This is a genomic window from Amycolatopsis sacchari (genome assembly GCF_900114035.1).
Lineage (GTDB): Bacteria > Actinomycetota > Actinomycetes > Mycobacteriales > Pseudonocardiaceae > Amycolatopsis_E > Amycolatopsis_E sacchari.
Genome location: NZ_FORP01000013.1, coordinates 121,917 through 139,923 on the forward strand (window position 1 = coordinate 121,917; position 18,007 = coordinate 139,923).

Here is an 18,007-nt window from a genome sequence, read left to right on the forward strand (position 1 = left end):
AGCTCCCGCGCCCACAGGCGTGCGGCGGCCTGGTCGAGACCACGGGAAAGCTGCCGCCGGTACGTGCTGAACGACAGGCCGAGCCGCCGTGCCGCTCGTCCTCCTAGCCGTACTCGGTCACGGCCCGCGGGTTGGCGGCCAGCTCCGCGGGGCGGTGCAGGCACTTGTACGCGTCGCGGACGGCGGCGGCGAACTCCTCACGCGAAAGGACGGTGGCCCCTGCCGCGCGCTCGCGGACCGTGGATTTCCAGTGGACGCCCGCGTTGTTGAACACCAAAGGTGTGTTCCTGTCGATGAAGTACGAGATCGCCCACATGCGTGCCGCGGGCGGTGGCGCCATCGTCAACACGGCCTCGATCGCCGGGCTGATCGCCGATCCGGGCATGTCGCCCTACGTCGCGGCGAAGCACGGGGTGGTGGGCCTGACCAAGGCCGCGGCGATCGACTACGCCACGGAGGGGATCAGGGTCAACGCGGTCGCGCCGGGCCTGGTGCGCACCCCGATGACGCAGGGCTGGCTCGACGACCCGGAGATGCGGGAGACCGTGCTCGCCGGTTCGCGGATGGGGCGTGCCGCGGACCCGGAGGAGATCGCCGGGGTCGTGCTGTACCTCGCCTCACCGCTCGCGTCGTTCGTCACGGGCGCGGTGTTCACAGTGGACGGTGGGCAGACCGCTCATTGACCGCCGGGGCCTCTTGCTCAGCCGAGCCGGGCGTGCAATTCGTGGCAACCGGTGACCCCGGTCTTGCGGTAGATCGACCGGAGGTGGTCGTGCACGGTGTGCAGGGAGAGGTTCAGCCTGCGGGCGATCTGCTTGGCCGGCAGTCCGGCCGTGACCTGGCGGACGACGCCGAGCTCCGCCGGGGACGCGCCGTACCACGCCGCCAGCACGGGCAGCAGGAGCTCGCCGCGTGCGGGCTCGATGGTCACGCCCACCGCGGCGGAACCGTCCGGTTCGAGCGGTTCCGCGTGCACCGCCAGCCACCCGTCCGGTGTCGGCAGCCGGCTCACCGTGTGCCGGCCCGCTTGACGGGTGAGGTGGACCGAGTTCCAGAGCACGCTGACCAGCCGCCGGTCGTCCACGGCGGAGTTGTCCGGCCACAGCACGCGGAGGGTGTCCCGGGCGGTCGGCGTGATCCCGAGGAGTGTGTGGTCCGTCCCGACGGTGACCACACCCGGCGCCGTCGGGGGCGGCGGGGGCAGTGAGGTGCCGGCGATGAACCGCCGCAGGGCTTGCGCCACCGGCCCGGAGAGGGCAGCCGCACGAGCCACCTCGTCGCCGCTGAACGGGCACGCGCCGGTGCGGACCAGGGTGAGTGCGCCGAGGGTGTGGCGACGATCGGCCAGCCTCGTGATCAGCCGGTGTGGCCGCTCGCAGACCCGGGGCCCGGCCGGCTCGGCCGAGCCGGTTCCGTACCAGTACAGCGGGGTGTCGATCCGGCACACCCGGCCGATGAGTTCGGCGAGGTAGGCCTGGTCGGCCAGCCAGAAGCAAATCGCGCCGGTCACCGGGTCCTGACCACTGATCAAATAGGAATCGTGCGGTATCCAGTGCCGGACCAGCCCGGGCACCTCCTCCGCGAATTCCTTCGCGCTGCTCGCCTCGCAGGCCGCCAGCAGCATGGCACGACCGGTCGCCCCCAGTTCATCTTTCACAGCATCCAGTATCGCCGTGTCAACCCCTCATGTCTCGGGATTTCCCTGACGCACCGGAAAGGAAAGACTCGGCTCGTTCCGGATTTCTGCCCGGATGGGCGAGGGGGTTGTGATGACGGACTTCACGGCGCGGCTGTTCGAAGATCGCGCACTGCGGACGGTCGTGAAGCCTTCGTTTCCAGTGGTCGAGGTTCCGCCCGATGCTGGCGGAACGGCCCTGGGCGGACTGTTACCGCCGACTGGGTCCGTCGTGGTGTATTTCGGCGATCCCACGGCACCGGCCTGGCGGGACCTCCGCGACGCGGTCACGCGGCAGGACTGGGAAAAGCTGCGTGACTCGACGGCGAGCCGGGTGGCGAAGGGCTGGACCGACGACGACGTACTCGCCAGCCCGGTGTATTTCGACGTGCGTTGTGCGGGCAGAACCTTGATCCAGCAAATGGCGCTTCTCGCGGGCCACCCGTACGGCACGCTGACGTTTCCCTACACCGGCGGGCTGATCGAGGACACCGACTTCGAGATCGTCGAATACCACCGGACCCGGGACGTGTCCTCCTTGGGTTATGTTTTCGCGCGCCGGGCGCCTGAGCTGACGCCGCTGGAACAACGGCTGGTCGCCACGCTCGGCCCGGATCTGCGGGAGCTCAATGTCGGACCGCACCTGCCGTGCCAGACGACGACGTTCGACCAGGTGTGCGAGGTGGTCGAACAAGCGGCTCGCGCGGAGCTGACCCGCAGGCACGGTTGTGTCGACGCCGAGGGCCCGGCCAAGAGGCTGCCCGACGATCTCGTCGAGGCGATCGCCGGCCAGCCAGGCGAGCCTGCCGTACCGGTGGCCGAACTGCTCGCCATCCGGCGCCGGATCCTCGGCGGCTGACCGGGTTCCGCGGGAGGAACGGATGATTTCCTGCCTGGTTGCCGCTCTGCCGGGCGGCTGGCTGCTGCTCACCGTGCTCGCGGCCTTGCCCCGCGTGGGCCCGGTGCTCCGGCTCCGGCTGCCGCGCTGGCTCTCCCCGCTGGTCCCGACCTGGACGTTCTTCGCCCCGCACCCCGGGACGGTCGACCACGTGCTCTGCTACCGCGACCGGCTGGCCAACGGCACGGTCAGCGCGCTGCGGGAAGTGTGGCCGGCGGGCAGGCCGAGGGGGCGGGCGGGCAAGGCCGTGGACGACGCCGTTTCGCTGCTGATCCAGGCGAACGGCGTCATCGAGCGTGCCCGGCTGGCGGGCACGCTGACCCCGGCCGAGGTGGAGACCCGGCGAGCGGGCCTGCTGATCAGCACGTCGTACCTGCTGCTGCTCACCGCGGCGTCGCGCGTCCCGCACGACGCGACCGCGGTCGGTGTCCAGTTCTGTGTCGTCGCCACGAGCCGGCGGGACGAACCACCCCGGCTGGTGTACGCGTCGGCAGTCCACCAAGTCGATGCGCGTCCGCGGTGGGCGGGTGTGTCATGACCGAGTACGAGGCCGCACGCCTGGTGCTGGCCGTCAGCGGTATCGGGCTGGCCTGGACGGCCCTCCGGGACCTGCGGACCGGCGGTGAATTCACCGGCCGTGGCGTCCTGTCCTGGGATCTCGTGGGTGTCGGCCGGTTACGCCGCCTGCCGTGGCTCGGCCGGTTGATGGGCTGGCCCGGTCACCGGCTGGTGCTGGCGGCGCAGCTGGTGGCCGGGCTCGCCGCCCCGGTCGTGGCGGCGAGCCCGGGTGCCGGCTCCGCGGTGGTGGCGTGCGTGCTGCTCACGACCGTGCTGCTCACCGTGGAGCGCACCGGGTACGGGCTCGACGGGGCGGATCAGATGGTCGTGCTGGACCTGATCGCGGCGGCGGGGACGCTCGTCGTCGGTGGCGTGATCGGCCGGCTGCTGCTGGCCTTCCTCAGCGCCCAGCTGCTGCTCAGCTACACGATCTCCGGCGCGGCCAAGCTGGTCTCACCGGTGTGGCGCGACGGGAGCTGCCTGGCACTGATCCTGTCGACCGACTCGTACGGCTCGCCCCGCCTGGCCGCGACGTTGCGGGCACGGCCCGCACTGGCGCTGGCCATGGCGTGGTTCGTCATCGTGCTCGAGGTGACCTTCGCCGGGACGCTCGTGTTGCCCGCGCCTGCCCTGTGGTGCGTCCTGGCGGCTGCCTTCGCGCTCCACCTGGGCATCGCCGTCACGATGGGGCTCGTCAACTTCCTGTTCGCCTTCACCGCCGCCTATCCGGCGTTGACGTACACCATCTCCGCGTACCTGCACTGAACCCCGTCAGCCGTCCGAGCGACGGCGCCGGAGCGTGAACCGCTCGAAAACCGAAAGTTCTCCTGAGGGCTTGTTGACGTTGTAGTACGTGACGTACATCGAGGTGGTGTCCCCGGGGTGCCGGCCGGGGTCGACGGTGAAGGCTGCGAAGCCGTACGGGTGCTCCAGGTCGCGCACGGCGCTCCAGACGGCCTCTTCCTTGACGTAGACCGATGTGCGCTTGCCCCCCGAGGGGTTCGGCGTGACCGCGGTGATCACCTTCGCCGTGCCGTCCTTGAAGAAGCTCTGGTTGGTCGTCCCGGAAACACCGCCGCCACCGAGGATCATGTGCACGGTGCCGTGCGTGGTGTCGATGACGTCGGTGCGCGAGGACACCGGGTTCGGCGTCAGCGTCTCGCTGCCCGAGACCACGCCGCGGACCGCCAGCGAGCGCTCGTAGTCGTGTTCGTGCCCGCACAGGACGAGGTCCACGCCGTAGCGGTCGAACAGCGGGCCGTACTTCTCGCGCAGCCCGAGGTCGGCGCCGTTGGCGTCGGAGGAGCTGATCATCACCTGGTGCATCGCGACGACGACCCAGTCGACGTCCCGTGACGAGCGCGCGGCCCGCAGTTCCCGCTCCAGCCACGCGAGCTGGCGGCCGCCGGAGTAGCCGTTGATGTAGACGTCTCCGCCGTCCTGCAGGCAGTTGTCGTCGTTCTGCAGCACGATCACGTGCACCGAGCCGACGGTGAACGAGTACCACAGCCCGGCCAGCTCCGGGTCGGTTTCGGTGGACGGCAGCCGGAAGTACGTCTGGTACGCGGCCAGCCCGATCGGGCCGTTCGCGCGTTCGATCTCGTGGTTGCCGGCGGCGGGCATCCACGGGCGGAAGCGCGCGGAGCGGGTGTTGTTGGTGAAGAAGTTGTTCCAGGTGCGGACGCGGTCGACGTCGAGGTTGGCGTAGCAGAGGTCGCCGTTGAGCAGGTGGAACAGCGGGCCGACGGTCTCGATCCCGGTGACGATGTCCTTGGTCGCGGGGGTGGAGTTGGCGTCGAGGCCGACGCTGCCGTTGGCGGCCCACGTGACCTGGGGCGCGGACTGGTCCCCGAAGCTGGTGAAGGTGAACGGCGCGCGGCCGGCCGGAGCGGTGCGGAACGTGCCGGCGTCGGGCGTCGCGCCGTCGTGGGAGACGGCGTAGATGTAGTCGGTGCCGGGGTGCAGGCGGTCGAGCGCGGCGTGGTGGACCCACACCGTGCGGCCCGACGTGCCGTCGACGTAGGTGCGGGTCTCGGCCTGCGCGACCGCGCCGAAACCGCCGTCGAGCGTGCCGTAGGTGACGCGCGGCCGCCGGACGGCGGCGTCGGTGATCCAGGAGGCGACCATCTGGCGCGCGGGGTCCTTGCCGAACTGCAGGTGCAGGCCCTGCACGGGCGTCGAGCCGGTACCGGTGACCGGTGAGACGGGTGCGGCGGCGGCCACGGCCCCGCCGAGCAGCGGGCTCGCGGCGGCTCCGGCGCCGAGCAGGCCCAGGGCGCTGCGGCGGGTGACGGACTGCTGGGACATGGGTGGCCTCCTCGCAAGATCGAAGGAAACCTAGGTTCGCCCGTCGACGCCGGGGTGAACATCCGCGGAACGCGGTCTTTTCCTTGTGGGACAAGGGAAAACGGACAATCGGGGTGAGGTGTGCCTGGTGGGGCGAACCGGGCGCCGTCGAACTCCGCCCGGCTGCCGCGGTTTCCCGCCAGAACCGCACTGTCGACGGATTGTCGACGGCCGGTGCGAGGGTGAGGGCCGTTCTGGGGAAGCGATCCAAGGAGGTCCAGATGAGTATGTCCGTGCTCAGGCCGTACGGCCTGGACAGCGCGGCGGGGGACGGCGAACGATCGGCCTCGCCCTTCGCCCCGGCCGGGCTCGCCGCCGCCGAAGCGCCGGTGGCCGCTCCCGCACAGGTGCTGAACTCCCCGTTCGCCGAGGCGGCCGTCGCCGCCGGGGAGGCCGGACGCGGGGCCGAAACCGCCGGTGCGCTGCTGGCCGAGCTCGACGACGAGGAGTTCGCCGAGACGCTGGACGTGCTGGTGGACGAGGCCGCCGCGCGGCACCTGCGTTCCGTCGGCACCTGGTCCTCCGCCTCGGAAGCCCCGGCGCTGGCGAGCATCGACACCGGGCAGTGGCTGGAGGAGCTGGCGCGGGAGTCCGACCGCGTGCTGCGCGGGCTCGAAGCGCACTTCGGTGAGCGGCCCGCGGGTTCCTTGCAGGACGGGGAGATCGAGGCAGTGGCGGGTCTTCCCGCGATGGACGGCTTCACGCATCCGCTCGACGCGCAGCAGCTGTTCCTCGGTGGCCTGCTGGACAAGGCGAAGAAGCTCGCCAAGGGCGTCGGCAAGCTCGCGAAGAAAGGGTTTTCCGCACTCGGGAACCTCGCGCTGGGCCCGCTGTTCGCCACCCTGCGCAAGCTCGTCCGGCCGCTGCTGAAGAAGGTGCTCGACACCGCGATCGGCAAGCTGCCGGAGTCACTGCGCCCGCTGGCCGGGCAGCTCGCCGCCAAGCTCAACGGCGAGACGGGTCTCGCCGAGGAGTTCGACGAGGCCATCACGGAGGCGGTCACGTTGCGGAAGGACACCCTCGAAGAGCACCCCGCCCTCGACGGGTACGAAGCGGTGGGCAACGACCTCGACGAGGCCCGCGCGCGGCTCAACCGCGAGCTGTCCGCCGCCGACCCCGAGGTACCGCCGACCGAGCAGCTGCAGCAGTTCCTGCCCGTCGTGATGGCGGCGCTGCCGCTCGTGCGCACCGCGGTGAAGGTCGTCGGCCGGGACCGGATCGTGAACAAGATCGCCGAGCTGATCGCCCGGCTGATCCAGGGCATGGTCGGGCCCGAGGCCGCGAAACTGCTGTCCCGCCACATCGCGAGCACCGGGCTCGGCCTGCTCGGGCTGGAGACGTCCGAACCCGAGTCGCTCGGCGCCGAGGCGATGGTGGCCGCCACCGAGGACACCGTGCGCGAGGTCCTGAAGCTCCCGCCGGAGTCACTGGAGAACGACCTCGTGCTCGAAGCCGCGGTGCAGGACGCCTTCGCCGAGTCGGTCGCCCGGCACATGCCCGCCGCGGTGCTGCGCAGCGAGCTGGTCGAGCGCGAGTTCGACGGCGAGCACGGGGTGTGGGTGCTGATGCCGCGCGCGACGCGGCCGTGCTTCCGCTACAAGAAGTACAGCCACGCCATTCCGGTCCGGGTGTCGCGGCCGATCGCGCGAGCGGTCGTGTTGTCGAGCGGCGAGACCCTGGAGCGGCGGCTGCTCGACGACGGTACCGAGACCTGGCCCGTCGAGGGCGAGGTGGAGCTCTACGAGCTGCTGCCGGGCGGCACGCTCGGGCACGTCGCCGCGTTCGAATCCGACGACGGCGCGGTGAGCGAGTTCGAGGTGCTGACGGAAAGCGCCGCGGGCACGCTGATGGGCCGTCCGCACTGGGGCCACAATGGACACCGCGTCGGCTCACGACGGCCGGGCAGCCGGTTCTTCCGCTTCCACCACCGCGGACGGCCGCTGCACCACCGGCACTTCTTCGCGCTCGGGTTCGACCTCACCGCGCCGCAGCCGGTGCTGCGCGTCAACCTGCCGATCGGCGAGCGCGACAGCCACGAACTGGTCGCCCAGCTGCAGCGCCGCCAGCTCGTGCAGGTCGTGTCGACTGTCCGCAAGCTGCTCGGCGAACCCGCGGTGGCCGCGCTCGGCCGGCGGCTGGAGCACCTGATGTCCAAGCACGGCATCGCCGCGCCCGCCGGTGCCGCGCAGGCGCTCGCGGGCACGCTCGCCGGAGGCATGCTGCGGTCGCTGGCCCAGCAGCTGCCCGCCGCCGCGGCCACCCTCGCCCAGGCCGCGCAGGACCCGGCGTCCGGCGTCACGCTCACCTTCACGTTCGCCTTCACCGACCGCGCCGCGGTCGCCGCGGGCACCCCGGCGGGCGACCCGGCGCTGACGGTCCGAGCGGGGCAGCACCGTGACTGAGCAGGTCCTCGACCGGCAGACCGAGGCCGAGCTGGTGCACTGGCGGCTCGCGGCCGCCGGCCTGGCCGACCTGTCCATGGTGGCCGCGCCCGAGGCGTGGCAGGCGCTGGAGGACTACCTGCAGCGCCGGGTCCGCGGCAGGCTGCGCGAGGTCGTCGCCGTGCTGGTGTCGGAAGCCGAGGCGCTGCAACGGAAACTGGGGGAGGACGGGGAGGCGGTGCGGGCGGGCGTGCTCCGGCTGCGCACCCGCTACCTGCAGGTCGAGACGATCCTCGACTTCTACGGCGACGCGGTGAACAGCCGCACCAACCCGGCGCTGCGGGCGCTGCTGCGCGGGTACGACGCGCTGGCCGGGGACAGCATGGCCGCGGTGCTCACCCGTGTCGGCATCGAGCCGCCGCCCGCGCTGGTCTACCTCGACGGCGGGCTCGGCGCGGCGATCCTGCGCGCCGGGATCAGGCTGTGGGACTCCAGCCACCCGTCGCCGGCCGCGGCGATCAAGCTGACCCGGCACAACCTCGCACACCCCACGGCGCTGCTGCACGAGACCGGACACCAGGTCGCGCACCTGACGGGCTGGCACCAGGAACTGGCCGACGCACTCGAAACCCGGCTCGCGCCGCGTTCGGCGGAGCTGGCGGCGGTGTGGCGGGGCTGGGCGAGCGAGGTCGCGGGGGACGTGCACGCGTTCGCCCAGGCGGGCTGGGCGCCGGTGGCCGCGCTGGCCAACGTCGTCGACGGCACGACGGAGGCGGTCTACCGCATCGGTTTCGGCGATCCGCACCCCTTCGGGTTCCTGCGGGTGCTGTTCAACGTCGAGCTGTGCCGCCGCTGGTTCGGCGGCGGGCCGTGGGACGACCTCGCGGCGGCCTGGCAGCGCCGGCATCCGGTGGAGCGGGCCCCCGCCGACGTCGCGGCGCTCACCCGCGCCAGTCTCGCGGCGCTGCCCGACATCGTCGACGTGTGCACGTGCCGGCCGATGGCGGCCTTCGGGGGCGCCCCGCTCTCGGCGCTGCTCGACCTGCGCCGCGTGTCCCCGGCGGCGCTGCACGCGCTGGCCGTCCAGGCGGGGGAGTCCCTGCTGACGTCGGCCTACCTGCGGCGGCGGGAACCGCTGCGGATCCTGGCGCACCTGTCCACCCGCGCGGTGCTCGACCCGGGCGCCGCGGCACAGCACCAGGCGGCGCTGCTGGCGTGGGTCACCGACGTCGGTGCCGACGCCACGCCCGCCCGGCGTGCTGCCTGAGCGGAGCAAACAAGAGGAGGGAAACCCATGGCAGTGTCAAAAACGGTGTCCACAACGGACGGTGCGGAGCGCAAGGAGCCCGCGCCGGTGGCACCGGACCCGGTGCTGGACCAGCTCGTCTCGCTCACCCGGTCGATCTCGGACCTGGTGCGGCAGAACGCGGAGGTCCAGGACACCACCACCACGGCGGCCGACGCCGACGAGCAGGCGAGGGTCGTGTTCGCCTACGACTTCCTCGGCGTGGTGCTCGGCCGCCGCGCGCCGAGCGTGTTCCAGCTGACGAAGGTGACCGTGACCCGCAAGCCGGGCACGCTGACGTTCACCGGCCTGGGCGGCGCGACGGCCGCGAAGATCCGCGCGGCGAACAACGTCACCCAGCTGCTGCAGGGGCTCGCCGAGGGCGTGCCCGTGCGCATCGACCAGGGCGCGAACGCGATCCAGGACGACCAGCGCATCGATTCCATCGTCACGTTCACCGCGGTCGGCGGACTCCCCGTCGCCCTCGGCCCCTGCCTCGACGCCGTGTCCGGCCCGATCGTCGTTTAGGAGAAACCGATGTTCTTTCCCTTGGCCAAGGCGCTGGGCACGCAGGCGGTCTTCCGCCTGCACCCCGCGCAGATCGCCGCGCTGCTCGACGAGATCTGGGACGGCGCGCGAAGAACCCCGCAGATCCCCGACCCGTCGGGGGAGAAGGACCTGGTCTTCTACGCCACGTTCTTCGACGACACCGTGCTCAACGCGCTCGACCTGCCGACGCAGCCGGGCGACGACCCGTTCACCTCGACCGACGGGCTCAACGCCTTCCTCGCGCCCTCCGGCGTGAACGCGGGCGGGCGGTTCGAGTGGAGCGGCAGGCCCAACAACCTGTTCTGCCCGCCGCTGCTGTGGCACCACCTGGCCTACGCCTACGTGCTCGAAAGCACCGGCATCGTCGAGATCTTCGCCGAGCTGGTGCGGCGGCTGGTCGTCGGGGAGACGCTCGGGGTCCTCTCGCCGGACAGCATCGCGTGGCTGCGCGCCACCGAACAGCTGTTCTTCCGCGACCTGCCGACGTTCTCGGTGGCGAGCGTGCTGTCCGACGTGCGCCCGTACGACCGCACCAACCGCCGCAACGCCTACTGGCGCATGTTCGGCCTCGACCTCGCGCACGCGGTCCCGCCGCTGTGGGCCGGGCACGGGCCGCTCGCGGACTGGAAGGAGCTGACCGGGCCGGTCAACGTCGACTTCCGCAAGAACTGGAGCGAGTTCCTGCGCCAGATCTGGATCGGCGTGGAGAACCGGGACAACCGGACCGGCGCGAACCCGACCGACCCCAGCTACATCGCGCTGCTCGCCCGCGCCATCAGGGACCTGCTCGGCAACCGCCGCCGCGGTGGTGCGCTGGCCCGTGAGGAGTTCGCCTACGTGACGATGCTGAACTGGTTCCACCTCACTGTGGACACCGACACGTCGGTGGTCGTCGACCTGCAGGCGCAGGCCAGCAACCCGGCCGACCGGCTCGGCGCGCTCGGGCAGAAGGTCGGCATCGTCCCGGCGCTGCGCTCGCGTGAGCTGTTCGACCTGTCCGAGCCGATGTCCACGCTGCTGCGCGGCGTCGAGCTCGGGCTGTTCGACACGGAGGAGACCGCGACGACGTTGTTCACCGCGAACAGCAACATCTTCCGCGACGTGCTCGACACGATCAACAACTGGCAGTCGGCCACCGGCGAGCGGATCAAGGAGAGCCCGGCCCAGCAGCAGCTGGCCCGCGCCTCGCAGCCGCTGCACGTGCCGGTCCCCGCGCCGGGGGTGCCCGCGACGAACGGGTCGGCGGCGCCCGCGTTCAGCGGGAAGGGGTGAGCCCGGTGCGGTCCCAGCGCCAGGACCAGCGGGCGTGGACACTGCCGGAGCTGCTGGCGAACGGTGACACCACGGCCTACGAGCCGGAATCCCGGGAGGACGACCGCGAGCTGCTCAGCCCGTTCGCCGCCCCCGGGGGGTTCTCCGTGGACAACGAGCTGGAGAACTGGGCGGACACGCTGCGGAAGCTGCCCACGCAGGTCAACGAGGCGCTGCGGAAGGGCAACGTGCCGCTCGCGGTGCAGCTGCTCGTGGCGGGCGGCAAACGGGACGAGAACTGGCTGACCGACCTGGTCTTCCACTTCCGCCACCCGGAGCTGCACGGGCGGGACATCCGGCCGGGGGAGACGAAGCTGGCCGGGGACTGGGTGGAGCTGCGCACGAAGTTCGTGCGCCCGCTGCTGGCGGCGGCAGGGGCGCCGCCAGCAGCGATCCCCCAGAAGCCGCCGAGCCCGCCGTTCCAGGGGCAGCCGAGGCTGTCGCCGGCGGACTGGCGGCACCGCGCGCTCACCGAGGCCGGTATCGACCCGAACACCTGGAAACCGGTCGACGGGTTCGAAAAGCTCCGCTCGGTCTGCGACAAGGTGTACGCGTTCTACGCGAAGATCTACCTGCAAGAGGACAAGAACATGCGGTGGGCGGGGCTCGCGAAGCTGGCCGGCGGCGAGATCCTGTACGCGTTGCGGACCTCGCAGGCGCTCATCGACTTCGCGAAGTCGCCGCCGGTGCTCAGCGTGGACAAGGGGTTCGCGGTGCTGCCCAGCGTCGCCGCGGCGTACGCGGGTGAGCTGCAGGTGCTCGTCCTCGAAGGGCAGAAGGCGGTCTTCTGGGACCTCGCGTGGCAGATGCAGGCGTACGTCACCGCGGGGCTGCCGGAGCTGGAGGCGCAGCGCGCGGCGGGGGCGGACGTGCCGATCGAGGCGTGGCGCGACATGGCCTCGGGCGACGAGGACCGGATCTGGCGGGGCACGGCGGGGATCGCGCACCACGAACAGGAGATCGTGCTGGGGCCGTTCTTCAAGGCGGTGCGGGACATCCAGGACTTCGACCGGATCCCGGCGCAGATGTCGGCCACGGCGCGCTCGCCCGTCCCCGGCGGGAAACCGTTCGCCGAAGTCCTGCCGGACGGGGACATCACGGTGTTCGCCGACCGGTGGCGCTGGATCGAGGCGGACATGCTCCCCGCGTACCGGCGGCTCACCCCGCAACGCCGCCGCCAGCTGGTCAGGCTGCCGCTCGCCGACCTCGCCGACCACCGCTATCCGCCGGAGTGAGCCCGGCTCGTATCTGTCCCCCGGGTTCCAGGCTCTTTTCCCGGAAGGGTCCGGCCGAACCCGGGGGACAGGATGAGCGGTATCCCGCGGACCGCCGACTTCCGCGTGCTGGGCGCGCTGGAGGTCGTGGCAGGCGAGCACGTGCTCGCACTGGGCGGCCCGCAGCTGCGGGTGCTGCTGGCCCTGCTGCTCGCGGCCGGCGGGCGGGCCGTGGGGGTGGGCACGCTCGTCGACGAGCTGTGGGGCCCGCACGCGCCGCACGACGCCGACCGGACCGTGCGGACGTACGTGTCGCGGCTGCGGAAGTCGTTGCAGCCCGCCGCGGGGGCCGCGGTGATCGTCACCCGGGCACCCGGCTACGCCCTGCTGCTCGACCCCGACCTCCTCGACGCGGGCCGGTTCGAACGGCTCGCGGCGGCGGGACGCGCGGCGCTCGGCGCCGGGCGGCCAGGGGAGGCAGCCGAGCAGCTTGCCGCGGCGCTGGCGTTGTGGCGAGGCGCCGCGTACGACGGGTTCGACGAGACCCCGTCGCTGCGGACCGAGGCGCACCGCCTGACCGAGCTGCGGGACAACGCGCTCGAGGACCGGATCGACGCCGACCTCGAGCGGGGTCTCGGCCGGGAACTGGTCGGTGAGCTGGAAGCGCTTACCGCCGCGCACCCGGACCACGAACGGTTCTGGGCACAGCTCATGAAAGCGCTTTACCGCGCGGGCAGGCAGGCGGACGCGCTGCGGACGTTCCGCCGCGCGCGGCAGCTGCTGCTGGAGGAGGCGGGGGTCGAACCGTCCCCGCTGCTGACCGGGATCCAACGGCAGATCCTCGCCCACGACACCGCGTTGCTGGCCTCGGCCGACGAAAGCGGGCCGCTGCCGGCGGGGACGCGGGCGCTGCTGGACGACGGGGACCTGCGCACGAGCAGGCGGCACTTCGAGATCGCGTACGAGCGCGCGGAACGGGCGGGTGACGCGAACGTGCTGGCGCGCGCGGCACTGGGCCTGTCCGGCCTGTGGGTGCACGAGCACCGCACGGCGACCGGCGTGCACCAGATGCGGGAACGGCTGCACCATGCGCTTTCCGTCGTCGCCGACGACGACTCGCTCGCGTTGCGGCTGCGGGTGCGCCAGGCCGGGGAGGCGGACTACCGCTCGGGCGGGCACGCGGAAATCCTGGCGCTGTTGGAGGAAACCCGTGTCGCGGGCGATCCGGTCGCGCACGCGGAGGCGCTGAGCATCGCGCACCACTGCCTGCTCGGCCCGGAACACGGGCGGCTGCGGCAGTCGCTCGCGTGGGAGCTGATCGGGGAGAGCCTGCGCACGGGGCGGCGGGCCGACCGGCTGATGGGGTTGCTGTGGCACACGGTCGACCTGTTCCTGGCCGCCGACCCGCACGCCGAACGGCGGCTGGTAGAGCTGGAGGAAGCGCTGGCCGAGCGGGACAACCTCGCCGTGGGGTTCGCGGCGGCGGCGATGCGGGTGATGCTGACGATCCGGTCCGGGCGGTTCGAGGAGGCGGAGAAGCAGGCGCAGGCGTGCGCCGAGCTCGGTGACGCGGCGGGCGACGCGGACGCGATGGGCTGGTACGGCGCGCACCTCGTGGCGATCCGGTGGTTCCAGGGGCGGCTGGGGGAGCTGCTGCCGATGCTGGACGAACTGGTGCACTCCTCGAGCCTGAGCACGATCGACAACTCCTACTTCGCGGCACGGGCCGTCGCGGCGGCGGTCGCGGGCGACCGCCGGAAGGCGGCGAGCTCCCTGGCGCGGCTGACCGGCCGCGACGTGGCGGGCGTGCCGCGGTCGAGCACGTGGCTGGTGGCGATGAACGGGGTGGCGGAGACGGCCTTCCGGCTCGGCGACGCCGCGGCGGCCGCGGAGGTGTACGCACTGCTCAGCCCCTACGCGGACCTGCCGATCATGGCGAGCCTCGCGGTCGCCTGCTTCGGCTCGGCGCACTACGCGCTCGGTGTGGCCTCGCTCGCGGCGGGCGAGCTGGATCGCGCGGTGTGGCACCTGCGGACGGCGGTGCGGCACAACCTGGCGCTGGGGCACTGGCCGGCGGTGACGGTCTCGCGGGCGCGCCACGCGGAGGCGCTGACGTTGCGGGACGCGCCCGGGGACGCGGCGATGGCGGACACCGAACTGTCGGCCGCGCACCGGGACGCGTGGCTGATGGGGATGTCCTTGGCCCGCTGACGGCTTCGCCGCCGTCAGCGGGCAGGATCCCGCACCGAGGACAGCGACCTCGATGAGCCGGTCCGAGGCCATTGTGGACGGTCGTTTCGCGACTCAAACGTCGCCCCGGTCAGCCCGCCTGCAGGACCGTGTTGGGCGGCATCCGCGCCGCCCTGGCCGCCGGGAACCACCCCGCGACGGTACCGATGACCACCGACGCCCCGACGCCCGCCGCGATCGCCGTCGCGGGCAGCACGACCGGCCAGCCGCTCGTCACCGAGTAGCCGATGCTCACCCCCAAGCCCAGCAAGACACCGAACAGCCCGCCCAGCCCGGACAGCAGTACCGCCTCGGTGAGGAACTGCGTGCGCACCTGGCCGCGGCTGGCGCCCAGCGCCCGTCGCAGCCCGATCTCGGACCGCCGCTCCAGCACGGAGATCACCATCGTGTTGGCCACGCCCACGCCGCCGACCAGCAGCGCCACCGCCCCCAGCCCGAGGAACAGCGAGAGGAACGCCGTCTTGGCGGCCAGCTGGGCCTGCAGGGCGTCGGACGGGCGGCTGACCGCCACCTCCTCGGGGTGCTCGGGGTTGATGCTCGCCGCCAGCACCTGCTGCACCTCGGCGACCGCCTGGTCGTCCGACCGCTCGTAGACGGTGGTCGGACGGCCGTCGAAACCGAGCTCGGAGACGGCCGCGTCCCAGCCGATCAGCGCGCCGATGTCCAGCTCCGGAGCCAGCGTCACCGGCGCCAGGACGCCGACCACCGTGAACCACTTGCCGCCGAGGTAGACCTGACGCCCCGGCTGGTCGATCCCGAGCAGCCGGGCGGCGGTCGAGCCCAGCACGACCGCCGGGTACCGCTGGCTGGCCCCGTTGAGCCACTGGCCTGCCGCGAGCCGCCCGCTCACCGTGGGCAGCAGGTCCAGCTTGGCGGCCAGCACGGCAATGCCGCTGGTGTCGCGCGGGTCGACCCAATCGCTGCGGTACACGTAGCGTTTCTTCACCGCACCGGTACCGCTGGCCGCGGTGACCGGTTTGATGCGCCTGACCATCTCGATGGCGTTGGCCGGCAGCTGCGCGGCCTCGCCGAACAGGGTGTCGCCGGGTGCCGCGCGCAGCAGGTTGGTGCCCAGTGACGCCAGCTGCGCGGACAGCCGGGCCTGGCTTGCCGTGGTGATCCCCAGGACGGCGACCATCGCGGCGACGCCGATGCCGATGCCCAGCGCGGACAGCACGGCTCGCGCGGGCCGGCCGATCACCCCGGTGAACCCGGCGCGCACGAGGTCGGACAGCCCGAGCCTGGCGGGCGCAGGCAGCGCGCTCATCGCACCACCACCGCCGCGGTGTCCTGGCTGATCCGGCCGTCGAACAGCTGAACCTGGCGCGGCATGTCCGCCGCCAGGGCGCGGTCGTGGGTGATCACGGCGATGGTGGTGCCGTCGCCGTTGAGTTCCCGCAGCAGCGCCATCACCTCCTCGCCCGACCGGGAGTCCAGCGCGCCCGTCGGCTCGTCCGCCAGCAGGATCGACGGCCGCGCGACCAGCGCCCTGGCGATGGCGACCCGCTGCCGCTCGCCGCCGGACAACTCCTGGGGGCGGTGGGACACGCGGTGCCCGAGACCGACCTGGCGCAGCGACTGCTCGGCCAGCCGGAGCCGGACCGAACGGCGGAGGCCGTGGTAGAACAGGCCGTTCGCGACGTTCTCCACAGCGCTGAGGTACGGCGTGAGGAAGAACTGCTGGAAGACGAAGCCGATCCAGCGTGCCCGCACCGCCGACAGCCACCGGTCCGGCAGCGCCAGCACGTCGTGCCCGTGCACGCGGACGGTCCCGGTCGACGGCCGGTCCAGCGTGCCCATCAGTTGCAGCAGAGTGGACTTGCCGGACCCCGAGGGCCCGACCACGGCGAGCAGTTCCCCGGCGTGGATGCTCAAGGTCACCTCCCGCAGCGCCCGCACTTCGCCGTAGTCGCGGGAGACATCGGTCAGCTCGATCACGGGTGTGGTCACGACCCCACCGCCTTCACCGCCATCCCCTCGTGGATACCGGCCCCGCTGACCTCGACCAGGCTGTTCGCGAACAGCCCGAGTTCCACCGGCAGGAGACGGCCGTCGACGGTTTCCACGGCGTAGCCGCCCTCGGGCGTGGCGAGCAGCGCGCCCACCGGGACGGTCAGCACGTTGTCCTTCTGCTCGCTGGTGAACGCCACGGTGACGGGGGCGCCGTCGAGCTTGCCGACCGCGTCCGGGTTCTTCGGCGTGACCTGCACGTCCACCGTCGGCTCGTGGCCCGAGGCCGGGTTGCCGCCGTTGGGATCCGGCTCCCTGGCCACCGTGCCGACCGAGGTGATCGTGCCGGGGGTGTGCGTGCCGTCCAGCAACGTGATGTCCACTTCGGACCCGGCGACCGCCTCGGACTGCTTGCTCACCGGCATTTTCACCGTCACCACACGCCCGGTACCGGAGGCGTCGAGGATCTTGCCCTGTGCCGCGGCCCCCGGGACGCCGGTCACCGCGGTGACCCGGATGTCGGTGGGGAGCACGACGACGCTGCCGGGTTCGACCTTCCCGGTCTCCTCCAGGCCGAGCGCCTTCTGCCAGTTTTTGATCGCCGCGGCCGTGGCGTCGGTGAACTTCCGGTCCACCGCACCGCGGAAGTAGCCGAGGTCCTTCAGGTTCTGCTCCAGTTCCCGCACGTCGACACCGGCCTCCACCCCGGGTTCGAGCGGCCGCCAGAACGGCGTGTCCCCGTGCCAGAGCGGCACGGGCCTGCCGTCGAGGTGGAACACCGCCTTGCCCTGCGTGATGACCTGCCCGACCGGGGGCAGCCCGGTCAGCACACCCGGCCTGTTCCCGGTGACGTGGTATTCACCCGCGTAGCCGAGCGTGCCGGACTGGCGGTCGGACACCACGAGTTTCTGCCGCTTGACCTGTGCGGTCGCGGTCGGTGCGGACTGCCCGGCGCCGGGGTCGTCCGCCGGGGGCGTCGCGACGACGAACGCGGTGCCCAGGCAGGCGACGGACACCGCGAGCACGGCGCCGCCGCCGATCAGCCAGGTCTTCCGGTTCACTTGCGGCACGCCTTCAGCGCGTCCCGCAGCTTGTCGGCGGGGCCGTCGAGCGCAACCGCGCCGCCGCCGGTACCCGGGTCGGGCATGTCGATGCCGTGCTCGCGCATGCACTTGGCGAACGCCGCATCCTCGGCCTGCGCCGCCGGGTCGTCGGGGTTGGCGATGTTCGGCGGTGCGTACTGCCGGCACGCCGCCATCGCCTTTTCGGCCTTGCCCGCGTCGCCGGCGCGGATACCGGGCATGGACGTCCCGTCCCCGTTCGGCTCGGGGTCGGGCATGTCGACCCCGTTTTCCCGCATGCACTTGGCGAAGGCCAGCATCTTCTGGTGCGGGTCGGTGGGCACCTGGCCGGGGTCCGGGTCCTGCTGTCCGCCGCACGCCGCGATCCCGAACAGCACGAGCGCGACGGGTACCGACCTGAGAAGTGATTTCATGCCGTGATTCCTAGTGGGACGGCCGTTTCCGGAACGTTGCCGAGACCGGAAAGGTTCTGGAAACAGCGGGCACACTAGACAGTGCCGGGGAGGTG

17 protein-coding genes are annotated in these 18,007 nt (G+C 72.2%); 10 read left to right on the forward strand and 7 right to left on the reverse strand.

Annotated features, from left to right (window positions below):
* Positions 1–103 precede the first annotated feature (103 nt).
* Complete coding sequence (locus tag BMZ92_RS37480; protein ID WP_177228812.1) at positions 104–274, reverse strand: hypothetical protein; 171 nt, start codon at positions 272–274, stop codon at positions 104–106.
* A gap of 19 nt (positions 275–293) precedes the next feature.
* Here BMZ92_RS37480 and BMZ92_RS21775 point away from each other — a divergent pair, with 19 nt between their 5' ends.
* Complete coding sequence (locus BMZ92_RS21775; protein WP_218153519.1) at positions 294–683, forward strand: SDR family NAD(P)-dependent oxidoreductase; 390 nt, start codon at positions 294–296, stop codon at positions 681–683.
* Between the two features lie 17 nt (positions 684–700).
* Here BMZ92_RS21775 and BMZ92_RS21780 read toward each other — a convergent pair whose 3' ends face one another.
* Positions 701–1,657, reverse strand: coding sequence for a helix-turn-helix transcriptional regulator (locus BMZ92_RS21780; protein ID WP_143249911.1), 957 nt, complete (start codon positions 1,655–1,657; stop codon positions 701–703).
* Between the two features lie 112 nt (positions 1,658–1,769).
* On the opposite strand from BMZ92_RS21780, the gene BMZ92_RS21785 reads away from it, so the two are divergent.
* Genes BMZ92_RS21785 through BMZ92_RS21795 form a run of 3 tightly spaced genes read left to right on the forward strand, consistent with a single transcriptional unit; the run spans position 1,770 to position 3,896 of the window.
* Positions 1,770–2,534 carry a hypothetical protein gene (locus tag BMZ92_RS21785; protein WP_143249912.1) on the forward strand — a complete coding sequence of 255 codons (765 nt, stop codon included), beginning with the start codon at positions 1,770–1,772 and terminating at the stop codon, positions 2,532–2,534.
* Positions 2,535–2,556: 22 nt separating this feature from the next.
* On the forward strand, positions 2,557–3,111 hold the full coding sequence (locus BMZ92_RS21790; RefSeq protein ID WP_091510669.1) for a hypothetical protein: 555 nt from the start codon (positions 2,557–2,559) through the stop codon (positions 3,109–3,111).
* Complete coding sequence (locus BMZ92_RS21795; protein WP_091510670.1) at positions 3,108–3,896, forward strand: hypothetical protein; 789 nt, start codon at positions 3,108–3,110, stop codon at positions 3,894–3,896. The genes BMZ92_RS21790 and BMZ92_RS21795 overlap by 4 nt, the downstream gene beginning before the upstream one ends.
* A 6-nt stretch (positions 3,897–3,902) precedes the next feature.
* On the opposite strand, the gene BMZ92_RS21800 is transcribed toward BMZ92_RS21795, so the two are convergent.
* Positions 3,903–5,438 carry a purple acid phosphatase family protein gene (locus BMZ92_RS21800; RefSeq protein WP_091510672.1) on the reverse strand — a complete coding sequence of 512 codons (1,536 nt, stop codon included), beginning with the start codon at positions 5,436–5,438 and terminating at the stop codon, positions 3,903–3,905.
* Between the two features lie 260 nt (positions 5,439–5,698).
* Between BMZ92_RS21800 and BMZ92_RS37485 the strand changes: the two genes are divergently transcribed.
* The 6 genes from BMZ92_RS37485 (at position 5,699) to BMZ92_RS21830 (ending at position 14,428) form a co-directional block, all read left to right on the forward strand.
* Positions 5,699–7,879 carry a hypothetical protein gene (locus tag BMZ92_RS37485; protein ID WP_177228813.1) on the forward strand — a complete coding sequence of 727 codons (2,181 nt, stop codon included), beginning with the start codon at positions 5,699–5,701 and terminating at the stop codon, positions 7,877–7,879.
* Complete coding sequence (locus BMZ92_RS21810; RefSeq protein WP_091510676.1) at positions 7,872–9,125, forward strand: hypothetical protein; 1,254 nt, start codon at positions 7,872–7,874, stop codon at positions 9,123–9,125. Before BMZ92_RS37485 ends, BMZ92_RS21810 begins: the two co-directional genes overlap by 8 nt.
* Before the next feature lie 27 nt (positions 9,126–9,152).
* Positions 9,153–9,671: a hypothetical protein gene (locus BMZ92_RS21815; protein ID WP_143249913.1), complete on the forward strand. Its 519-nt coding sequence runs from the start codon at positions 9,153–9,155 to the stop codon at positions 9,669–9,671.
* 9 nt (positions 9,672–9,680) lie between these two features.
* A complete protein-coding gene (locus tag BMZ92_RS21820; protein ID WP_091510679.1) occupies positions 9,681–10,964 on the forward strand; it encodes a hypothetical protein in 1,284 nt (427 codons plus the stop codon).
* A 5-nt stretch (positions 10,965–10,969) separates the two neighbouring features.
* Positions 10,970–12,238 (forward strand): hypothetical protein, encoded by a 1,269-nt coding sequence (locus BMZ92_RS21825; RefSeq protein ID WP_143249914.1) that lies wholly within the window; start codon positions 10,970–10,972, stop codon positions 12,236–12,238.
* A 72-nt stretch (positions 12,239–12,310) separates the two neighbouring features.
* Positions 12,311–14,428 (forward strand): AfsR/SARP family transcriptional regulator, encoded by a 2,118-nt coding sequence (locus BMZ92_RS21830; RefSeq protein ID WP_091510682.1) that lies wholly within the window; start codon positions 12,311–12,313, stop codon positions 14,426–14,428.
* Positions 14,429–14,537: 109 nt separating this feature from the next.
* On the opposite strand, the gene BMZ92_RS21835 is transcribed toward BMZ92_RS21830, so the two are convergent.
* Genes BMZ92_RS21835 through BMZ92_RS37490 form a run of 4 tightly spaced genes read right to left on the reverse strand, consistent with a single transcriptional unit; the run spans position 14,538 to position 17,912 of the window.
* On the reverse strand, positions 14,538–15,734 hold the full coding sequence (locus tag BMZ92_RS21835; RefSeq protein WP_091510684.1) for an ABC transporter permease: 1,197 nt from the start codon (positions 15,732–15,734) through the stop codon (positions 14,538–14,540).
* Entirely contained in the window at positions 15,731–16,417 is a 687-nt protein-coding gene (locus BMZ92_RS21840; protein WP_091510685.1) for an ABC transporter ATP-binding protein, read from the reverse strand. The genes BMZ92_RS21835 and BMZ92_RS21840 overlap by 4 nt, the downstream gene beginning before the upstream one ends.
* On the reverse strand, positions 16,414–17,478 hold the full coding sequence (locus BMZ92_RS21845) for a peptidoglycan-binding domain-containing protein (protein ID WP_177228814.1): 1,065 nt from the start codon (positions 17,476–17,478) through the stop codon (positions 16,414–16,416). The genes BMZ92_RS21840 and BMZ92_RS21845 overlap by 4 nt, the downstream gene beginning before the upstream one ends.
* Positions 17,475–17,912: a hypothetical protein gene (locus BMZ92_RS37490; protein ID WP_177228815.1), complete on the reverse strand. Its 438-nt coding sequence runs from the start codon at positions 17,910–17,912 to the stop codon at positions 17,475–17,477. Before BMZ92_RS37490 ends, BMZ92_RS21845 begins: the two co-directional genes overlap by 4 nt.
* Positions 17,913–18,007 lie beyond the last annotated feature (95 nt).

Excerpts from the sequence above, each read along its gene's own strand:
- BMZ92_RS37485 (WP_177228813.1), top strand. The coding sequence starts at position 5,699 with ATGAGTATGTCCGTGCTCAGGCCGTACGGCCTGGACAGCGCGGCGGGG.
- BMZ92_RS21815 (WP_143249913.1), top strand. The coding sequence starts at position 9,153 with ATGGCAGTGTCAAAAACGGTGTCCACAACGGACGGTGCGGAGCGCAAG.
- BMZ92_RS21830 (WP_091510682.1), top strand. The coding sequence starts at position 12,311 with ATGAGCGGTATCCCGCGGACCGCCGACTTCCGCGTGCTGGGCGCGCTG.
- BMZ92_RS21790 (WP_091510669.1), top strand. The coding sequence starts at position 2,557 with ATGATTTCCTGCCTGGTTGCCGCTCTGCCGGGCGGCTGGCTGCTGCTC.
- BMZ92_RS21800 (WP_091510672.1), bottom strand. The coding sequence starts at position 5,438 with ATGTCCCAGCAGTCCGTCACCCGCCGCAGCGCCCTGGGCCTGCTCGGC.
- BMZ92_RS21795 (WP_091510670.1), top strand. The coding sequence starts at position 3,108 with ATGACCGAGTACGAGGCCGCACGCCTGGTGCTGGCCGTCAGCGGTATC.
- BMZ92_RS21835 (WP_091510684.1), bottom strand. The coding sequence starts at position 15,734 with ATGAGCGCGCTGCCTGCGCCCGCCAGGCTCGGGCTGTCCGACCTCGTG.
- BMZ92_RS37490 (WP_177228815.1), bottom strand. The coding sequence starts at position 17,912 with ATGAAATCACTTCTCAGGTCGGTACCCGTCGCGCTCGTGCTGTTCGGG.
- BMZ92_RS21820 (WP_091510679.1), top strand. The coding sequence starts at position 9,681 with ATGTTCTTTCCCTTGGCCAAGGCGCTGGGCACGCAGGCGGTCTTCCGC.
- BMZ92_RS21785 (WP_143249912.1), top strand. The coding sequence starts at position 1,770 with ATGACGGACTTCACGGCGCGGCTGTTCGAAGATCGCGCACTGCGGACG.
- BMZ92_RS21775 (WP_218153519.1), top strand. The coding sequence starts at position 294 with ATGAAGTACGAGATCGCCCACATGCGTGCCGCGGGCGGTGGCGCCATC.